Origin of the sequence: Halalkalibacter wakoensis JCM 9140 (genome assembly GCF_000513095.1) — a bacterium.
Lineage (GTDB): Bacteria > Bacillota > Bacilli > Bacillales > Bacillaceae_D > Halalkalibacter > Halalkalibacter wakoensis.
In genome coordinates this window covers 1-507 of record NZ_BAUT01000187.1, presented here as the reverse complement: position 1 = coordinate 507, position 507 = coordinate 1, and the positions used below count along the sequence as shown (strand labels likewise).

The window sequence follows — 507 nt, the reverse complement described above, 5'->3', positions numbered from 1 at the left end:
TTCAATCGCCGCTTCTTCTACAAGTGGGCTAAACCCTTTGATCCCCTCGAATTGTAGGTATTGGTCAAGGAGATAGACATATTTGCCTGTTTCACGATCGCGATAGTAGGAGCGCTTCAACTCAATCTCACCAAATAAACTGTCTATTTTTAGAGGCCGCTTATCTTTATAATGAAAGCGTTGCTTATCACGTTGTTTCACAATTTCTTCGTCATATGCCTCTAACATGGAGGTCATCACACTTGAGAAGGTTTCCTGTAACTTCCTCCAGACTAGCTGTTCAAGTTCTTTTAAAGTTGGATATTCTGTGTTATTCTTTTGCATAGGGTTTCTCCTTTGAATCGGGTTTTCGTCGACTATGATTCTACCAAGGAGAGACCCTTTTTTCATGTATTTTGCTTAAACCCTACCGCGCTTTCGCTTGGTGGCCTCCTCATCCAAGTAACGGGAATTTCCATTACTTGGATGAGGAGGTTTTTTCTTCTCCCACAAACATTTTACTCATAC

The 507-nt window shown here is 41.2% G+C and carries 1 protein-coding gene; it reads right to left on the bottom strand.

Annotated features, from left to right (window positions below):
- A partial coding sequence (locus JCM9140_RS22195) for a UPF0236 family transposase-like protein (protein ID WP_034751887.1) occupies positions 1 to 324 on the bottom strand: 324 nt, incomplete at its 3' end.
- Positions 325 to 507: the final 183 nt, after the last annotated feature.